Below are 18,491 nucleotides of genomic sequence, written 5' to 3'. Positions count from 1 at the left end.
TCCCACGCGGGCCCGATCGGTGGTGGCGGTAATGGCGAGGGTCCCGGGGACCGGCGACGCACGGCGAGTACATCGAAACCCCGGGAGAGGATCCGCGCCTCAGTCGCAGGCTGCCCCATCGCCGACGGGGCGGCACTGGTTCGGAAACCCGTGCTTGCGCCAGTAGTCGAGGATGCCGCTGTCGCGCAGATACGCCGGGAATGCCGGGTCGCGGCGCAGCCAGGCGAGGTCGCGCGACCACAGCAGCAGCTGCCACGACGAGTAGCCGCTGTGCCGCATCGCATCGAGCTGGCGGATCGTCTCCGCGGCATCGTCCCCGGCGTCGGGAGCCAGCACGCGCAGGAAGCTCCATGCCGGCGTGCCCTGCCCGGCCCGCTCGAACGCCGCCTTCGCCTGCGGCCACAAGGCCGGATCGGCGAGCGCGCGCGACGTGGCGACGAAACCCGCTGCCGGCGCGCTGGCGATGTCCGCTTCGGCGATGCGCAGTGCACCGGCGAGATCGCCGCGCCACACGGCATTGAGCCAGCGTGCGCCGAACGCCCTGCTTCCTGCCTGTTCGAGCTCGACCCGCGCCTCATCGTGGCGGCCTTGCGTGTCGAGGATGCGGCCGAGGATGAAATGGACGGAACCGGCGAGAGGGTCGCGCATCGACAGGTCCCGTGCCAGCGCCTCGGCGCGATCCAGATAGCCCAGCTCCGCCAGCGATACCACGTTCGCGTACACGACGAACAGGTTGCTCGGCGCCATCTGCCGGGCCTGCTCCCTCAGCGCCAGGCAGTGCTCCCAGTCGTTGCGGTCGCACGCCGCATGCGCTTCCACGGAATACGATTCGGGCTGCGTCGGATCGAGCTGCCGGGCGATCATCGCCTCGCGCAGCGACTCTTCGCGCAGGGCCGGCGCATGCGCGGGCTGGCGCTGGGAGCGGACCAACAGCGCCAGCGCAAGGCCGGTTCGCGCGCGCGCGTCGGTGGGACGTTCGCGCACGAGCACGCGGAACTCGTTCTCCGCCACGGCCACCGAGGCCTCCTCCGGCAGGTCGGTGCGCGCCAGCAGGGCCCGCGCTTCCATGGATCGACGCACGAAGTCGGCATCGCCGCTCCGGATGGCGGCGGCGGGATCCAGGCCCATGCGCAACGCCAGCGAGGCGGCCACTTCGTGCGCGACATCGCGCTGCAGGCCGAGCACCTCGGATACCTCGCGGTCGAAATCCTTGACCCAGACGGTGCTGCCGCTTCCGGTGTCGACCAGCCGCAGGCGCACCCGCAGCGCCTGCCCGGCCTGCTGCAGGTTCCCTTCCAGGGCGTGGGTGATGCCGAGGCGCCGGACCAGGCCGGCGGTATCGCTCTCGTCGGTGGTCGCCACGAGCGTCGAGGTGTGCGCGATCACGCGCAGGCCGTCGACCCGGGCCAGGCTGCAGATCAGCTCCTCGCTCAGGCCTTCGGCAATCACGCGCGAGCCTTCTTCCCCGCCGATCGGTTTCAGCGGCATGACGATGAGGACCGGCGGCGGGGCCGGAGCGGCGGCGGCGGCCAGCGACGCCGCCGCGTCGATGCGCTGCCGTACCAGGCCGCCCCCGGCGACGAAGGCCAGGCCCAGCACGGCCACCAGGCCCAGCGACAGCCCGACGGCGCCACGGCGGGCCCGACGCGGCGGCGCGGGCGCAGCGGGCCGCATCGCCGCGGGCACATCGCCCACGCCGTCCACCGTCGGCGCAGCCGACGCGGGTGGGTCGAAGCGGTATCCCACACCATGCACGGTCTGCAGCAGGCGGGCGTTCTGCGCGTCCTCGCCGAGGGCCTGCCGCACCAGCGTCACGATGCGGTTCAGCACGCCCGGCGTGACGTGCCGGTGCCCCCAGACGGCATCGAGGATCTCCTCGCGCGTGAACACGCGCCCCGGGGCGGCGGCCAGCAGGGCCAGCACGGCGAACGCCTTCGGCTCCAGCGCCTGCTCGGCACCGTCGCGCAGCAGGCGGCGTCCGGCGACGTCGATGGCGATGCCGTCGAAAGCCAGCGAGGCGGGCGCGGACTCGGCCATGCAGCGTTCCAGTAGACCCGGCGGAGCATACGCGCAACGGCGGCCGAACGCCGCCCCAAGCATTTCCTAAGGAACGGCCCGCGACCTCGCCAAGCCCCATGCCTTTCCTCAAGCGTCCGCCGCGTGCCGCCGGGATGCTTCCGGGACGGCGCCCGCGATCGTCCGCGGGCTGCCCACTTGCGAGAGGGAACGCCATGAATATCTTGGAGAATGCGATCGCGCCCGCGTCGGCGCGCAGGGTGCCGGGGCCACTGACGCCCTGGTTCGCCATCGGGCTTGCCGCCTGGGCCGTGCCCGCGGCACAGGCGGCGGTGCTCACCGTCGGCACGCCGGTCGGGCCCGGCCAGTGCACGCACGCCACGATCCAGGCGGCCGTCACGGCGGCGGCGGCCTCGCCGGGGCTGGACATCATCCGCGTCACGCGCGGCACGTACCCGGCCCAGCGCCTGACCATCGACGATCCTGGCGACCTCGCCATCGAGGGCGGCTTCCTCGAATGCGCCACCCTCGTGCGCGTCGACGAATCGATACTCGACGGGTCCGGCGCCAACCCACCCGGCCCCGTGATCCGGCACCTCGGCGCCGGAAACCTGACCTTGGCCGACCTGCGCATCCGCAACGGCGCCGCCTTCGGCGCCGGATCGACGACGACATCCGGCGGGGGCATTTCCTCCGTGGGCACGGGCAGCCTCACGGTGTACCGCAGCGCCATCCAGAACAATCGCGCGCGCAACGGCGGCGGCCTGTTCGCCTATGCGGGAACAGGGCTGGCCAAGGAGGTCACCCTGGCAGGCGTGGCGTTCGCCGGCAACGAAGCGGTCGAAAGCGGCGGCGGCCTCTACGCGTCGCGGACCCGCGTGCACATCACCGGCGACGAAACGAACTCCTTCAGCGGCAACCGCGCCCTCGGCCAGGAAATCCAGCACGGCGGCGGCGCCATCCACGCGGTCGACAGCAACCTGTTCATCGATGGCCGGCTGCCGACGAACGTCCCGTTCATGGACAACAACTGGACGCAGTCCAATGGCGGCGCCATCTACTTCGCCGGACTCACGCCCGGCTGGTACGCCTTTCATCTGCGCAACCGCGCCAGCACCACGCCCCTCGTGTTCGCCTACAACTCGGCCGCGCGCTTCGGCGGCGCGATCTACGTGCGTGCCACCGCGGCGGGCGGCGGCACCCAGGCGGTCGGCAACCTGGTCAATGTGATCGCCACCGACAACCAGGCTCCCGAAGGCAGTGCGTTCTATGTCTACGGCAGCGGGATCGGCAGCACCGGCAGCGCCAGCCTGGCCCTGACGTCCAGCGAGCCGGGCTGGTCCGCACCACCCTGCGCCGCGCAGCAACGCTGCAACCGCGTCGAAAGGAACGTCGGCGGCCAGGGAGCGCCGGTCGTGCTCGAGGAAGGCGGGACGCACGGCCAGGCCAGCTTCCAGCTGCTGCGCGGGCACTTGGTCGGCAACGTGGCCGTGAACGGCGGCGGCCTGATCTACGGCAGCGGCGGCGTCGAGATCGACAACAGCGTGCTCGCCAACAACGACGCCGGAAACTCGCCGCTGATCGACATCGGCGGCGGCAACCTCGTCCGTGTACAGAACAGCACGATCGCCGGAAACATCCGCATCGCACCGGCCGTCTTCAAGCTCGCCTCGGCAGACGACGACCTGGTACTCCACAACAGCATCGCCTTCCAGCCCGGCGTCCCCGTGCTGCAGGCCGCCGCGGGCGCCGGCGCCAACCTGCGCAACCTGCTCGCCGACGCCAGCCATGGCATCCCGAATCCGACCGGTCGCAACATCCAGCACACCCTCGATCCGCTGTTCGTGAACGCCGGACAGGGCGATTTCCGCCCCCGCCTCGGCTCGCCGGCGGTCAACCGCTGGTCGCCCGGCAGCGGCGTCAACGTGCCGACGATCGACCTGCTCGGTGCCACGCGTCCGGCGCCTTCGACCGACTGGCCCACGCCGTACGACTTCGGCGCCTACGAGTACGGCGCCGTCGTCGATCCGGTCTTCAGCGACAGCTTCGACAACAACTGACGCCTTTCGCGGCTTGCCGTCGCCCACACGCTTCGTCCGAGGACATGTCCATGCGAAACCTCCGTTGTCCCCTCCACCGTGCCGCGCTCGCCCTGTTCGGCGCGGCCGGACTCGCTTCCCATGCATGCGCGGCCGTGTTCACCGTCGGCAATCCCGTCGGCCCCGGACAGTGCACGCACGGAACGATCCAGTCGGCGTTCAATGCCGCCGAGAGCAGCCCCGGCGCCGATACCGTGCGCCTGACGCGTTCACTGACCTACGAGCCCGAAGCCAATTCGATCAGCACGAACCAGGAGCTCACCGTCGAAGGCGGCTTCGCCACCTGCACCCAGGCCACGGCCGACACCCAGAAGACGATCGTCAGCGGAGTCGGCGGCGCCACCGAGCCGGTGTTCCGCATCACCGTCAACACCGGCGGCAGCGTCCGCCTGCGGCGTCTCCAGATCAGCGGCGGCGACGAGGACGGCAGCGGACGCGGTGGCGGCATCTACTTCCGCGGCAACGGCGTTCTCGAAATCCGCGACAGCCTCATCACCGACAACCTCGCCGGCAGCGGCGGCGGCATCTATGCCGAAGGCACGGGATCGGACGCCGAACTGGTCATCGGCACCGATGTCGTCATCTCCAACAACCGGGCCCGCTACGACGGCGGTGGCATCGTCGCCGACCAGGTCGAGATGTCGATGCTGGAGCCGGGCAGCAGCCTGCTCCGCAACGAAGCGCTCGGCTTGGGCGGCAGCGGTGGCTACGGCGGAGGGCTCTACCTCCGGGCAGGCACCCGGTCGAGCTACGCCTACATCGGCAGCGGCGCGGCCGTCTTCGGCCCGGTGTGGGGCAATCGCGCGCTCTATGGCGGTGGTGTCGCCATCGGCGGCGCCGGCAGCAACTTCAACGACAGCGAGACCGCCCGGCTGCGGCTGTCCACGACGGAGGCTGGACGGCCGGCCCGGATCACGAACAACGTCGCCACCGTCGCCGGAGGCGGCCTGTATCTCAAGTCCTTCGACAGCGTATCGGACGGTTCCGTCGGCGCCGGTGCGCACCTATGGAACGCCTCCATCGATGGAAATGCCGCGCCCGACGGCGCCGCCGCCTACGTGCACGGCGACCCCGGCGGCGTGCTGGTGACGGGACGTACCGCCTATCTCTACTTCAATACCGGCGACGCCGGCCTGTGGTGGCCGGCCGAAGCGGTGACCTGCGCGCAGGGCATCGATTGTGGAGGGATCAAGAACAACGACACCGTGGACAGCAACAACCAGCCCACCAATGGCGCGGTGATCCGCCTGAACGATCGCGGAGAAGTGAGGATCAACGCGTACGTCCCGTCATCCGGGCCGCCACAGAAAGGCGGCGTGACGATCAGCGGTAATCGCGGCGGCAGCCTGTTCCACGCCACCGGCGCAAGCCAGCACATGTCCATCGACAATGCACTGATCACCGGGAACACGTCGAGCCTGGCACTGGTCCGCAACACCGCCCCCGGATTGATGCGGGTCGTCGACACGACGATCGCCGACAACACGATCGGCGCCAGCCCGATGTTCTCGACCAACAACGCCGACGTGACGATCGCACGCTCGGTCCTCTGGCATCCGGGGCTGGTCATGCTCGGGCGCAGCGGCGGCTCGCAGAGCGTCACCGCCGTCCTCGCCAGCGAAACCGGCAGCCTCGGTGGGATGCCCGAGGCGGTCCTGGCCAATCCGCGCTTCATCGATCCCGAGCACGGCGACTACCGCCTGCGTGCCGGCTCGCCGGCGGTGGACTTCGCGGCGGCCGTCAGCGGCGACGACCGCGACGTCTTCGGCCTGCCGCGCGACCAGGACCTGCCGATCAAGGCGAACGTGCGTGGCGTGCGCGACGCAGGTGCGTTCGAGCGCCAGAGCCTGCAGCCGTTCGTGCTCAATGCGGACTTCGACTTCTCCGACCTGCGCCTGTGGGCGTACCTCGCCGGCAGCTGGGACGGCAGCCAGAACGCCGTCGGGGCGCCCGGCTCCGGCTCCTGGTCCTACAGCGGCACCGGCCTGTCGACGACGCGCGTCGTGCTCGGCCGGCAATGCATCCACCTGCCGGGCCCGGGCCGCTATCGCCTCAACGGCCGCGGCCGTGCCGGCGGCAACACGATGATCACGCGCGACTACGCGGTGCTGGCCTGGGAGTTCCGCCGTACCGGCACCGAGCCCTGCAACTTCGGTCCCGCCGACGCCTTCGGCGAGCTGACGGTCGGTTCCGGCACGAGCTGGGGCCAGGCTGCCGCTCCGGCCATCATCAGCGTCGGTCCGGCGGACTGGAGTTCGACGAGCTCGATCACGGTCTCCCTCGTCGCCGTCGACGGCGGCATCGTCGGGCCGCCGTCGGTCACGCTCAGCGCGTGGTTCGACGGCATCACGCTGGAGGTCGACGGCAGCGACGTGATCTTCGCCGACGACTTCGAGGCGCCCTGATCCCCGGCTGCACCGGCACATGGAGTCTCGACAGCCTCGGCGTCCTGGCTCCACGGCTGGGTGAACACGCTATCGGACCTCCTCGGCCAGGTCACCGCTCACGACACCGCAGTGACCTGTGGGCGTGCGGAGCGCGAACGCCCCGCACCGCACCGTTCACGCCGGAGGTACCGCACGATTCCGGCGACGCCGGCGCCGGAGACGCCACAGCACGACGCAGCCGGCCAGCAAGGCCGACGCGGCCGCACCCAGTGCCGCCATGCGTACCGCGACGCCGTGCTGGAACACCACCTCCTCGCCTTCGCCGTCGAGGGCGTAGGCGATCAGGTAGTCGCCCATCGGGCCCAGTCCTTCACGCCCGCCAGCGGCGATCACCACGTACTGGCGGCCGGCGACCGCGTATACCGATGGCGTCGCCTGGCCGCCGGCGGGCAGCTTGGCTTCCCACAAGGTCTTCCCACTGGTGCTGTCGAGTGCGCGCAGGCGAGCGTCCGCGGAAGCCCCGATGAAGGTCAGGCCGCCGGCGGTGGTCACCGCACCGCCCAGCAGCGGCATCCCGACCTCCAGCGGCAGCCACGGCAGTTCTTCTTCCAGCGTTCCCAGCGGCCGTTCCCATGCCACCTTCCGCGTACGCAGGTCGACCGCCACCAGGCGGCCCCACGGCGGCTCGATGCACGGCGTGCCTTTCGACGACGCCAGCACGCCGCGCCGCATCCCGTAGGCGGTGCCCTTCATGCTGTTGAATTCCTGGTTCGGATAGCGCTCACGATCGTCCCAGTTGAACCGGGCACGCGGGATCAGCGCCACCTGCATCGGCAGGTCGGACACCGGCAGGATCGCCAGGTGACGCTGTGGATCCACCGCGATGCCGCCCCAGTTCACGCCGCCGGCCCAGCCCGGCAGCGCGACGGTGCCGCGGACGCTGGGCGGCGTGAAGAGGCCCTCCGAGCGCAACCCGGCGATCAGGTGCCGGCACTCGCGGCGTTCCCCCGGTGTCGGTCCCCAGGCGTCGGCGGGGGTCAACGGCGTGTGCCGCGCCAGACGCAGCCCGGGCTCGGGCATCGGTTGAGTCGGCGCTGCGTGCTCGCCGGGCACATCGGAGGCTGGCACGGCCACCTCGCTCAGCGGGAACACCGGACTGCCGTCACGACGGTCGAACGCGAACAGGAAACCGGTCTTGGTCGCCTGCAGCACTGCCTCGCGCGGGCCCTGTGCGGTCTCCACCGTCGCCAGCACCGGCTGCGAAGCGAGGTCGTAGTCCCACAGGTCGTGATGCACCAGCTGCTGTGCCCATACCCGCCGGCCGCTGTGCAGGTCGAGCGCGACCAGCGAGTTGGCGTCGCGATTGTCGCCGAGCCGCTCGCCGCCGTAGTAGTCCGGACTGGCCGAGCCGGTCGGCACGTAGACCAGCCCCAGTGCCGGATCCGCTGCCAGGGGTGCCCAGGCATTCGCTGCGCCGACCGTGGCCGCCTGCTGCGGTTGCCAGCCGCGTGCGGCAGCCTCGGCCGGATCACGCGGCACCGGATCCCAGCGCCACAGTTCGCGGCCGCTGCGCACGTCGTAGCCGCGCACCACGCCTTGCTCGAGGGCGTGCGCGCGGTTGTCGCCGATCGAGCTGCCGATCACCAGCACGTCGCCGGCGATCACGGGCGGCGAGGTCACCGCATAGTTGGACCAGGCGTCGTCAGGCCCGTCACGCAGGGCGATACCGGCACGCAGGTCGATCGTGCCGCCGTCGCCGAACCCGGCGCAGGGCCGCCCGTCGGCGGCATCCAGCGCGACCAAGCGCGCGTCCAGCGTACCGAACACGATCCGCTCGCGGCATGCACCAGGACCGGCCAGCGGGTCGCGCCAGAAGCTGACGCCACGCGAGGCCGGGTCGCTGTAGCGCTTGTCACGGGACACCTGGGCATCGAACGACCACAGCGCGCGGCCGCTGGTCGCGTCCAGCGCGAAAGCGATGCCCGTACCGGTGTTGAGGTACATGCGCCCGTCCACGACCAGCGGATTGGCCTCGAAGCGCCGCCGCTCCGGGTCGGGCAGGCCCGCACCCAGCTCTCCGGTCCGGAACGACCAGGCGATCCGCAGGCGGCTCACGTTGTCGGGCGTGATCTGCGCCAGTGGCGAATGCTGGCCGCCGCCGGCCGCGCCGGCATAGCTGGACCAGTCCTCCGGCGGCGCCGCATGCAGTCCACCGGCGCCCATCGCCAAGGCGGCGCCACAGGCCATCGCCTGCCGTATCCCGATGTTCATGCCTCTGGTTTCCTCGCCTGGAACGAGCTGCCAGTGTGCGCGTTGCCGGCGCCGCGGATAGGGCGAAGGGACGACGATGGTCGTTGTAGTGACCAGTCGCGGGCTGCCGGGGACCAAGTGCGGGGTCATCAAGCCGGAGTGGCGCCCACCCCGACAAGGGTGGGCCGGCCAGAACCTGGCGGATCCGGCGAAACGCAGGTCCAGCGCCTCGCCGGCGCGATGGAGCCGTTCACATTGAGTGACGAGCAGAACGCGCCCGTCCCGGAACAGGCCGAAGCAGTACGTCGGTCGAGAAGGCTTGCCGAAGGATGGACGCCGGTCAGACCACGTTCCATGCAGGCCGACGAACACGGAACGCTGCGATCCCCGGCTGCATCCCCTGCGCTCGGCGGATGGACGAACCTGGAGGAGTCCCTGCCGCCCGGGCGGGCAGAGACCCCTCAAACCCGGGCGTGTCCGGCAATGGACAGCCCCGGGTATCGCGCATCGATGGCCGAGGGGCCGGCGTCAGCCTCCGCGCGCGCGGTGCCAAAGCGCGGTGGTCAGGACCAGGAGCGCGGCCAGCACCAGCTGCATGGTCCGGCTGTCGATCGGCACCGGGAACGCCTGCGCCATGGCGAGCGGCGCCGTGGCCGAGCACGGTGCCGGCGTGCCTGCAGGAGCGCACAGCACGCTGGTCTGCGGCGTCACCGTCACGATGTTCAGGATTCTCATCGGCGCCGCGACGGACACCACCGCGGTGATCGTGTAGACGATCTGCGCGCCGGCCGGGAACACGGGAATCACCGCCGAGATCGCGCCGCTGCCGCTGGCGGCGGGACAGGTGACGCTGGTCCCCGCGCACGTCCAGGCGAACGAGGCGATGCCGACCGGAATCGGATCGTTGATCGTGACGTTCTGAATGTCCGTCGAGCCTTCGTTGCGCACGGTGATCGTATAGGTGACCTGGCCGCCGAACGTCGTCACCGGCGTATCCACGGTCTTGGTGACGACGAGCTGGCCGGCTCCGGGGATCGCGACCGCCGATGCGCCGGTGCCCCAGACCATGCCCCCGATGGCGGGTACGCCGGAGGCCTCGGCGAGGTTGAGCGCCTCTCCGGCGGCGGCTTCGGCCGGCGTGATCGTATGCTGTGCGCGGCAGCGCAGGACATCCTGGCTCCCGAGCGTGCTGCTGCCGAGTGCGGCGAAGGGCTGGCCGCCGACGAGGGTGGTCGCCTCGCAGGCGATCGGGCCGTCGACGAGATCCGGATCGGGTTCGACCAGGTCGACCGAGGCCAGCGGCTGCGCGTTGCTGTTCTTGACGAGGAAGGTGTAGCCGAGCACGTCGCCCGCGCTCGCGTAACCGCTGCCGTCCGCGTCGTCGAGCAGCAGCGGGCTCTTGAACACGCGGATGCCGGCCGTTCCGGCCAGGTTGAGCGTGAGGATCACGTCGGCCGCCTGGACGGCCTGTCCGTCCGCCGCCGTGCCCGTGACCTCGACCTCGTTGAGCACGAGACCCGCCGCGGCATCGTCCGTACCGACCGTATGACTGCTCGTGCAGGTCATGGCCGCGTCGATCGCGAGCGTCGTGGACGGACAGGTCACCGCCCCCGTGAGGTCGGCGACCACGAGGTCCGAAAGCGGCTGCGTACCGGCATTCACCACGGTGTAGTCGTAGGCGATGGTCTCGCCGGCATCGAGTTCGCCGTCGAGGTCGCTGTCCGCATGGACCGCGCCACCGACGACGACCGCGACGCCCTGCACCGGTGTCGCGCCGCCCAGCAGGACCATGCCGGCATGACGCACGGTGATCGAGCCGTCGGCCTCCCGCGCCGAGACGACGACCGCCGCAGCGCGTGCCTGCGCCGTGGACGCCGTATCCGACGGCGTCATCGTGCACACGGCACGGTCACCGGGCTGCAGTACCGAATCGGGCACGAAGCCCCGGCCGGCGGCCGTTTGCGTGGCGCACTGCACGCTGTAGCCCGACGACGGGTACCAGCGCACGCCGCTCACCGCCTGCACGCCGTCGTTGACGATCGTGAAGCCGATGGCCCCGCCGGCAGCCGACGCCGCGGTCGTCTCGACGCCAAACCCGCTGTCCGCGATGGCCGGCGAGCCGAGCGCCAGCGCAAGAGCCAAGACGAGCCTCTTCATTGTCTCCATGGTCTGCATACCCCGTCTTCAGCGGATGTTCGAGTAGATCGCGGTGCTGGTGGATGTCACCACCTGACCGTCCGGCGCCGCGCCGTGTGTCGTCGCCGTATTGACGATGCGACGGTTGAGCACGTCCTGCGCGGTGATCGTGTAGGTCGCGCTGCACAGGATGGAGTCACCCGGCACGAGCGCGCCTCCGAGCAGTTCCTCGAACAGGCCCGCGAACAGCTCGTCTCCGCGCAGCACGCGCATCGGCTCGCCGTACGCGGTCGTCGCGTCGCAGCGCAGGTCGGTCACACGGGGATCGATCAGGTCGATCGCACTCAGCGCCACGGTACCCGGGTTGCTGATCGCGAACGTGTAGTGCAGCACGTCGCCGACGTTGCCGTAGTGGTCACCGTTGGCATCGACGCCGAGCCGGACGGTCTTGACCAGTCGGATCAGCGGCTGCTCGGTCGATACCGGCGCACAGGTGCTGCTTTCACGCACGAACGAACCGGTCACGGAGGCCTGGTTGTACAGGCCGCCGCCCGGCGCGCCCGTACACGCCGCGTTGGCGAGGCTTCCCGGCGACACCGCGATCGGGATCCGCACCGTGTAGCTGTGCGTGGCACCGACCGCCAGCGTGACGGCGCTCGCCGAGATCTGCACCGGCGTGCCGTTGACGACGACGAACGCACCTCCCGGCAGCGCCGGGTTGAGCGTGCCGCTGCTGGTCGCCGCGATGCCGTTGCCGGTCACCGCCACGCCGGCCGGCGTGAAGTCGGGCGTATCGGTCAGCGTGTAGCTGACCGGGCTGCCGCCGGTGTTGGCGAGATCGATGCGATAGGCGACCCAGAACGTCCCCGGTCCGGTCGGCGTCACCGACTCGACGCTCTTGATCAGGCTCAGATTGATCGTCGGCGTGACCACGCACTGCGGGTGGGTCGGATTGGCCGCGCAGTCCGGCGGCGTGCCGTCGTCGATGGCGACCGCGTTGGCGATCTGCTGCACCCCGGGCGGCAGCGGGTCGACCACCTGCACCGTGAAGGTCAGCGTCGCCACGCCCGGCGTGCCGGCCGTATCCGCGGCCGGAACGTTGATCGTGGTGTCGCAGGCGGTGCCGCCGGGCGACCCGGCCGCACAGCTCCAGGCGGGCGCGCCGGACACGAACACGGTGTGGAGCGGAACCGTCTCGTTGACGAGGACGTCGGTCGCCGCCGTGCCGCCGTGGTTGCGCAGCGTGATCGTGTAGGTCAGCCGCTCACCCGGTTCGGCCACGCCGTCCGCGGTGATGCTTTCGCCGCTGAGCGCCTTGGCCACGCTGACGTTGGCCGTCGTCGGGATCGATGCGCAGTTCGCCGGCGCCGGCACGGCGGCGCAGTCCGGCGGCACCCCGCCGGTCTCGTAGGCGAGGTTGGCGATCAGGCGCACGCCTTCCGGAATCGGGGCATTGACGGTGGTCACGACCGTCAGCACCAGCGTTCCCGGCGTCGTACCGACCTGTGCAGGAACCGTCAGGCCGGTCCAGGTCACGGTGCCGCCGGCGTGCGTACCGCCGTTGCTCGCGCTGACGAAGCTCGTGTTGGCATCGAGGGGATCGGTCAGGCCATATCCGGTCACCGCGGTGCCGCCGGCATTGGTCAGCGTGATCGTCCAGGTCAGCGCCTCGCCCGGTTCGGCGACGCCGTTCGCGTTCGCGTCGAGGACCGCCTTGGCGACCGACACGCGGCCCTGCGTCGGCGTCGTGACCGAGCAGGTGTTGCCGGACTGCGAACAGGTCGTGTCGCCACCGCTGACCAGATTGACGATCGAGGTAACGCCCGCGGGGAGCGGATCGGCCACGGTGAACACGACGGAGACCGTCGTCGATCCGCCGGCCGGCACGCTGGCGACCGTGACGTTGCAGGTGCCTGCCCCGGTGACCGGTAGCGCGCACGCCGTGACACCGACACCGGTGACCGCGGTCAGCGTCGCATCGGCCGGCACGTTCTCGGCGAAGTCGTAGTCCGTGAAATCGGCGCCGCCGGTGTTGGCCAGCGTGATCGTGTAGGTCAAGGTCTCGCCCGGCTCGGCGACACCGGCCTGGCTGCCGCTCTCGCCCGTGAGGGCCTTGACCAGGGTCACGCTCGGCGCGGTCGGTGTCGTCACCGAGCAGGTATTGCCAGGTTGCGTGCAGGTCGTGTCGCCGCCGTTGACCAGGTTCGTGATCGAGGCGATGCCCGCCGGGATCGGCGTGTCCACCGTGAAGGCGACCGTGACCGTCGTGCTGGCGTTGGCCGGCACGCTCGCCACCGTCACGTTGCAGGTGGCGGCGCCGGCCAGCGGCAAGGCGCAGCCCGTGGCCACCCCCGTGCCCGTGACCGAGGCCAGCGTCACGTTGGCCGGCACGTTCTCGACGAAGTCGTAGTCCGTGAAGGCGGTGCCGCCTGCATTCGTCAGCGTGATCGTGTAGGTCAGCGTCTCGCCCGGCTCGGCGACGCCGGCCTCGGTGCCGCTCTCGCCCGTCAGGGCCTTCACCAGCGTGACGCTGGGCGCGGTCGGCGTGGTCACCGAGCAGGCATTGCCCGGCTGAGGACAGGTCGTGTCACCGCCGTTGACGAGGTTGGTGATCGAGGCGACACCGGACGGGATAGGGTCGTCCACGGTGAAGACGACCGAAACCGTCGTGGTGCCGTTGGCAGGCACCGTGGCCACCGTTACCGGGCAGGCCGCGGCACCGGCGAGCGGCAACGCACAGCCCGTCGTCACGCCCGTGCCCGTGACCGAAGCCAGCGTCACGTTGGCCGGCACGTTCTCGACGAAGTCGTAGTTCACGAAGGCGGTGCCGCCGCTGTTGGCCAGCGTGATCGTGTAGGTCAGGGTCTCGCCCGGCTCGGCGACGCCGGCCTGGCTGCCGCTCTCTGCGGTGAGGGCCTTGACCAGCGTGACGTTCGGTGCGGTCGGCGTGGTCACCGAGCAGGCATTGCCCGGCTGCGGACAGGTCGTGTCGCCGCCGTCGACGAGGTTCGTGATCGAGGCCGTACCGCCCTGGATGGGATTGGCCACGGCAAAGAGGATCGAAACCGTCGTGGTGCCGTTGGCAGGCACCGTCGCCACCGTTACCGGGCAGGCCGCGGCGCCGGTGAGCGGCAACGTGCATCCGACCGTCACGCCTGCGCCTGTCACGGCTGCCAGCGTGGCGTTGGCGGGCACGTTCTCGACGAAGTCGTAGTTCGTGAACGCGGTGCCGCCGCTGTTGCTCAGCGTGATCGTATAGGTCAGCGTCTCGCCGGGCTCGGCGACGCCGGGCTGGGCGCCGCTTTCGGCGGTCAGTGCCTTGACCAGCGTCACGTCCGGCGCGGTCGGCGTCGTCACCGAGCAGCTCGGACAGGCGACGTCCGGCGGCGGCACCGCCGTGTTCTGGATCAGGAGCACTCCGGCCGGAATCGGATTGGCGACCGCTACGGCGAAGGTCAGGACGACATTGCCATTGGCCGGAACGGTGACCAGCGCGGCGTTGGAACACGCCGATCCCGCCGCGGGCGCGGAACAGGCGAAGCTGTCGCCGCCGCTGTGCGTGGTGCTGAGCGGAACCGTCTCGCCGATCGCCCCGGCCGGAATGCTGGCCGGAACGCCCGTCAGGTTCGTCAGGGTGATCGCGTAGACGAGGCTGCCGCCAGGCTGGGCCACCGGGCCGCCCGACTGCAGGCTCTTGTTCATCGTCACCCGCGGACCGACCGGCGTGGTCTCGGTGCAGTCATTCGGGGCGACCGAACAGTCCACCTCGCCGGGTATCGCCACGGCATTGCTGATCTGCGCGGTCGGCAGCGGCGTATCGAGCTGCACCACGAAGTGCAGGGTGACGCTGCCACCGGCCACTACGTTGACCGCGTTCGTGTTGGGACAGGTAGTGCCGCTGCAGCTGAAGTCGTTGCCCGTCGCGACGAAGGTCGTGTTCGCCGGCAGCGTCTCGACGACGTCGCCCGGATACAGCGTCGCGACCGCGCCGCCGGTGTTGCTGATCGTGATCGCGTAGCGCAGCACGTCGCCCGGATAGACGAACGGACCCGGCGCCGCGCCGTTGACCTGATCGAGCGTCTTGACGACCGACAGCTCCGGCACCGCCTGCACCGGGAACGCGCAGGACGCCAGATCGCGCGATGCGTCCGCGGTCGTATCGACCAGATGCGTGATCACGCCGGTCGCCGGATCGTACTGGTAGTACGCGCTCGGGCTGTTGTTGTTGGCGAGGATCAGCGTGCCGTTCGACGCGAACGCGATGCCGGCCCAGTTGATCGCACTCGGCGCGCCATCGAGCAGCGGCCGGGTCTGGCGCACCGCGACGAGCGTGCCCAGGTCGAGCTGCCACAGATCCTGACCGACGGCCAGCCAGGCCCGGCCGCCGCCGTCGAACGCGATGTCGCCCGAGGTCAGATTGGTCGGCGTCTGGTCGTAGGTCATGTTGCCGATCCGCGTCACCGTGTAGGCGAACGACGGCGAAGGCTGCGCGACCACGGTCCAGACCTCGGGGCTCGCGGCCCCGGACAGCAGGTAGCCGGTGCCGGTGGCATTGAAGCCGCCGCGCGGGAAATCCGGCGACGCGAACGGTCCGGCCGCGACGTACCAGCCGCCGTTCGCGGCATCGTAGGCCCACAACGTCGACTCGCTGGCGCTCGATCGCTCGATCATCAGCAACCGGTCGTTGACCCGGTCGAGCATCAATGCGTTGAGGTTGTTGGCCATCGTGGCCGGCAGCAGCGGCAGCAGCGTATCGGGTGTCGCGCTGGGCGGCGTGTAGCCGTAGATGCGGACGCCGTTGGCGATGCTGAACACCTGCGCGGGGTCACCGCTGGCCGGACAGAACGCATAGGACGGCGGCGGAACGAGCGGATGCTCGACACGGCACGGGGCACAGCTGGGCGGGTTCTCGCCACCGCCACCCGAGGGAACGACGTTGTTGGCGACGCTGCCGGACGCCGAACCATCGACCGTGGCGGTATAGGTCACCGTATAGGTACCGATGGCCGTCCCGGGTGGCAGCGTGCAGGTCAGGGCCCCGCTGCAGGTGAAGCTGGGGTGGCTGCCGGTCACGCTGTCGAAGGCCAGGCCGGCGCCCAGCATGTCGTCGAGCGTCAGTGTGCCGGTCAGCGGCGCATTGGCGATGGTGGCGCTCAGCGTATAGGTGATCGTGTCGCCGACGTCCACCTGCGTGCCGGACGGTGGCGAGGAATCCTTGACCACCGTGACGACGGGCCTGGCGACGACCGTCAGCGCGGCGGCCGTATTGGGCGCAGGCGCACCGGGTGTCTCGTTGGCTGCCGCGATGGCGGTCGTCACCGGGATCGGACCCGGGTTGGAAACCGCCACGACGTAGCTGAAGTTGAAGTTCAGCGCCTGCCCGGGCGCGAGCGAGGTCGGCATGCCGGCGAACGTGATCGTGCAGGCCGGGGCCGGGTTGTAGGTCGTGGTGACACCGCCCGGCACCATCGTGAAGTTGATCGCCGCAGGACAGGTGGCCGGGTCGGCCGGGTTGCCCAGCGTCACGCCGTAGGTGACGCCGGTTGCCGTGGCATCACCCGCGTTGGAGAACACGAAGCTGCCGTAGGCGGTCTCGGTGGGCAGAACGGTCGACGTGACGGTGACCATCGTGCCGACGTCCACGCCGGCCGCGGGCTCCACGATCTCGATCGGCTCCTGGAACTCCGGTGACCGCTCCAGCGCCCACAGATCCAGTCCCTTGGCGGTGGCGAAGTACTGGGTCGCGTTGTTGGTGCAATCGGCGTTGCTGTCGTTGGAACCGCCCCAGGACCGGTAGTAGTTGCCGGTCCCGTTGAAATCGGCGTCGGCGGAATCGACACCGACCAGCGAGTAGGTGGGCACGGGTTGCAGGATCGCGCTTCCGGCGCCGCACAGGTGGCCGTTGAGCGCGCCGATGAGAGTGCCATTGGCCGCCCGGTACCCGCGATCGTCGTAGTAGACGGTGCTGTCCTGCGAGCCGTTGAGCTTGGTCAAGGTCGGACCGCCGCGGCTGTTGCCTTCCACGTCGATCATCGGGAAATGGATTTCGCCATTGCGGCCGACGATGCGGAACTGATAGTCACCGGCCGGGAACGGGTTGCCGTTGTTGTCCAGGCCATTCCACAGCACGCTGTGATTGCCGGTCAGCGCCGTGCCGGTCAGCACGCGATTGGACACATTGGCCGGATCGAAATCCACGCCGTCGCGACTGACGACGATCTCGTAGGTCAGCGTGTTCTGCGTGGTGAACGTGAACACGCCGCCGGAGGACACGGTCGAGGTGTTGCCGCCCACGCTTCCGACGAAGGTCGGGCTGGTCAACTGCGGCACGGCCGGAACCAGGGGAATCGCCAATGCCGTGAGCACGCGGTTCACTTCCGCGGCTTGGGCACCGCCGGGAGCGATGTCGCTGAAGAAGATCGGATACTGCGGACGCTGCGCCGTGATGCCGGCGCTGACGGAAGGACCCGCCGTGACGGCGGCGTTGCTGCCGCGCATGTCGCGATAGAGCGGGCCGCCGTTGGTGTCGACGAAGCCGGTGGCATTGGCATAGAACGCCGCGCGGTTCGGATCGAGACCGCGGAAGGTCTGCCGGTAGCGGTAGCCGTCGGTCGAGACGTAGTAGAGGCTGTTGTGCAGCGTGCGTCCGTTGCTCTGGAGGTAGACCGTCCAGGCATAGGTGAACAGCCGACCGTCGATATCGGCCAGCGCGTCCGCGCTCGCGCGCACCGTCACATCCCAGGCCGAGACCAGATTGCCGGTCAGGATCGGCGGCGTCGCGATCGAGGCGGTATTGGTCTGCCCGCCGCTGGTGGCGCCGGTGAATCGCACGCCGTAGATGCCGGTCACCGGCGCCACATACCAGCAGGGGGTGAACCCGTTGGCGACCGTGGCCGAACCATCGGCGCTGTTGGGACCGGCGAGTTCCTCATCGCGGCTGGCAATCAGGCCGCCGGTCTGCGAGCTGCACGCAAAGTCGGCGCTGGCAGGAATCGTCTCGTCACCCGGTGCGCCGAAGGGCCGGGGGTCGTAGACGAAGATGTCGCCGCCGTTCCCGCGGTTGCGCGAGCCCAGGAGGATGTACTCGCCCGCCCGCGCGTAGACGTAGAGGAACTGCCGTCCACGCGCGACATTCGCGAAATTGGTGGAATCACTCACGTCCATGATGCCGCGGTTGCCCGCAGCACCCGCGGGATGCAGCGTGCGCGTGCCTTCGGCGGCAACCGGTGATGCGGCCATGGCGATCGCCAGGCCCAGCGCTGAAGCGGCGAAAAGCCGGCCACGGCGTATAGATGCGGAAAGTCGCTCGAGCATATGCCCCCCAGATTTGCGTACGCATGACCCGGGTCCAGCAGGCGGCCATGGGCAGCCGTGCTGTGCTCGAGTCCCATCGATAGCGGGCGCACCGCACCGAGGTTCGCGTCCGAAGCGAATACCTGGCGGCGCGGTAGCGCTGGCGGCGCGAAGCCTAGGGAGGGGGTTCTGGTGAATCACTCACAGCGGCCTCCAGCAACTCACCATTTCTCACAATCACGCACGGTGAGACCCCTGCGTCGCGACCGCCAGCGACGCCGGGAGATTTGTCAACGATTGTGACGGCCGG

The 18,491-nt window shown here is 70.1% G+C and carries 6 protein-coding genes; 2 read left to right on the top strand and 4 right to left on the bottom strand.

Features of this window, described 5'->3' with window-relative positions:
* Nucleotides 1-99: 99 nt before the first annotated feature.
* Entirely contained in the window at nt 100-2,037 is a 1,938-nt protein-coding gene (locus I596_RS04340; protein ID WP_067644710.1) for a winged helix-turn-helix domain-containing protein, read from the bottom strand.
* 98 nt (nt 2,038-2,135) lie between these two features.
* Here I596_RS04340 and I596_RS04335 point away from each other — a divergent pair, with 98 nt between their 5' ends.
* Together I596_RS04335 and I596_RS04330 are read left to right on the top strand one after the other, a co-directional pair.
* Nucleotides 2,136-4,076: a hypothetical protein gene (locus tag I596_RS04335; protein WP_083965363.1), complete on the top strand. Its 1,941-nt coding sequence runs from the start codon at nt 2,136-2,138 to the stop codon at nt 4,074-4,076.
* 50 nt (nt 4,077-4,126) lie between these two features.
* Nucleotides 4,127-6,520: a right-handed parallel beta-helix repeat-containing protein gene (locus I596_RS04330; protein ID WP_150132007.1), complete on the top strand. Its 2,394-nt coding sequence runs from the start codon at nt 4,127-4,129 to the stop codon at nt 6,518-6,520.
* A gap of 156 nt (nt 6,521-6,676) precedes the next feature.
* On the opposite strand, the gene I596_RS04325 is transcribed toward I596_RS04330, so the two are convergent.
* From I596_RS04325 to I596_RS04315, 3 genes are all read right to left on the bottom strand, one after another.
* On the bottom strand, nt 6,677-8,773 hold the full coding sequence (locus I596_RS04325; protein ID WP_067644700.1) for a pyrroloquinoline quinone-dependent dehydrogenase: 2,097 nt from the start codon (nt 8,771-8,773) through the stop codon (nt 6,677-6,679).
* Between the two features lie 507 nt (nt 8,774-9,280).
* On the bottom strand, nt 9,281-10,909 hold the full coding sequence (locus I596_RS04320) for a DUF7507 domain-containing protein (protein WP_067644697.1): 1,629 nt from the start codon (nt 10,907-10,909) through the stop codon (nt 9,281-9,283).
* A 27-nt stretch (nt 10,910-10,936) separates the two neighbouring features.
* Nucleotides 10,937-18,127 (bottom strand): beta strand repeat-containing protein, encoded by a 7,191-nt coding sequence (locus tag I596_RS04315; RefSeq protein WP_067644694.1) that lies wholly within the window; start codon nt 18,125-18,127, stop codon nt 10,937-10,939.
* Nucleotides 18,128-18,491 lie beyond the last annotated feature (364 nt).

Source organism: Dokdonella koreensis DS-123, assembly GCF_001632775.1.
Lineage (GTDB): Bacteria > Pseudomonadota > Gammaproteobacteria > Xanthomonadales > Rhodanobacteraceae > Dokdonella > Dokdonella koreensis.
This window is presented reverse-complemented; position numbering and strand designations above follow the sequence as displayed.